This is a genomic window from Pseudomonas edaphica (assembly GCF_005863185.1).
GTDB lineage: Bacteria > Pseudomonadota > Gammaproteobacteria > Pseudomonadales > Pseudomonadaceae > Aquipseudomonas > Aquipseudomonas edaphica.
In genome coordinates, this window is record NZ_VBVZ01000917.1 from 1 (window position 1) to 1,685 (window position 1,685).

Consider the following 1,685-nt stretch of genomic DNA (forward strand, 5'->3'; position numbering starts at 1 on the left):
TTTCGATCCGTACGAACCCGTTGTCATGCTCGTAGGACGTCGGCTCATCGTCACCCGGAAACAACGCCACCAAGCGTCCGGCTTCGTCGTACTGATACGCCGTCACCGCCCCAAGCGGATCCTGCTCTACGGTCAGCCGGCCCTTGCCGTCATAGGATTTGAAGTGTTCAGCGCCGTCCGGATCAATGCGCTGCACCAGACGTGCGCGGTCATCGTGGACATACACTTCCCGGCTGCCATCAGCGTTATGCACCGTGACACGGCCGTCATCGCCCCAGGCATACCGCGTATCCATCTGCGAAAAGCTGGCCCAGTGCCGAACACACCGCGAAGCCTTACCAGCCCCATCCCACTCCCAAAAGAAACTCGCCCCACCGGCCAACCCACGCTCAAGAATGACGTGCTGCTCGTCGTACCGATAAACCTCGCTTTCGCCTACAGCATTGGTTGCAGAAACCAGTCGGCCAAGGTCGTCATAGGCGTAGGAAACAACCTTCTGCTCGGTGACCCATTCAAACGGCTCATGCCCTTTGGCCCGATGAACCTGATAGTCCACCGCCACAATGCGGCCAAATTCATAACGCAGAAACAGCGAGCGACCTACACCATTGTCCAGCCGCTCAACCCGCCCCAAACGATCGCGGAAAACCCGCAACCGGTTGTCATACGCATCGCTGATGGCGGTCAGCACACCCTCTTGAAAGTGGTAGAACAGCGACGCCTGGGCCAGCACCAGTTCATCGGGCAATTCACCCAAATAGATCGCCGCTTCAGCCAAGCTATTGGTAATCGCCGGTCGATTAGCGGTAGGCAGCACAAACTCAGTACGGCGGTTCTCATGATCCGTCCACACCACCGAATCACCCGAAACCACCAACCGCTGCGCCAGCGAATGACTCCAGCCAAACCCCAACCCGCAATCGACTTCCACCGCACTGGTGCGATACAGCCGCGTCCACTCAAACGGCAAAATCCCGTCCAACGTGCCATCGGTGAGGGTCAGCAATTCCTCGCCGGTGACCATCGAAACGGGGCAACCGTGGGTGACGGTTTTGTCCGCAGGGGCCGCCGCATCGCCATTGAGGTTCTTGCCCGAAGCCGGCACATCATCCACAGGTTCCTGGCGCACCAACGCGGTCTGCTGCGTCTTGCTGCGCACCGCCGGCACCGGGTTGGCAACCAACTGGTCCCCAGCCTTCAGCGGCGCAACCGGCACGGTCTTGATCGGCGTCGGGGCACTGCCCAGCAAGATCGGCTTGGCCGCCTCGACATGCTCACCCAAGCGAGATTTACCAAATTGCCCGGCCAGTTGCTCCAACCACCGGCGCGCACGCCGAGACTTGATGCCGCCCAGCACCTGGGCGCTCATGCGTATCGCAATCCCCATGCCGCCCGTGGCCAGGGCCAGCACCAGGTTAATCAGCACGTCGGCGCTGATCTCACCCAGCAACTCGTTCATGTATGCAGGCGGCAACAACCGCATCCAACTGACCATGGCCGACAGGTAGATAAACAGCAGCGGCTCATCGCTGAGCACCAACAGGCCTTTTTCAAGCGCCTCGGCGCTGGCATTCAGCAGCTGTTCAAACTCGGCCTGGGACAGATAACTCAGCAGCTTTTCAGCGTTATCCAACGGGTGTGCAAGCCACTCAAACAGTTGCTTGAGGCTGTCCCACAGTGAGTAC

The 1,685-nt window shown here is 59.8% G+C and carries 1 protein-coding gene; it reads right to left on the reverse strand.

Annotated features, from left to right (window positions below; genetic code table 11):
- Positions 1 to 1,685, reverse strand: a 1,685-nt coding sequence (locus FEM54_RS32050) for an RHS repeat domain-containing protein (protein WP_138454221.1), incomplete at both ends; no start/stop codon positions are given.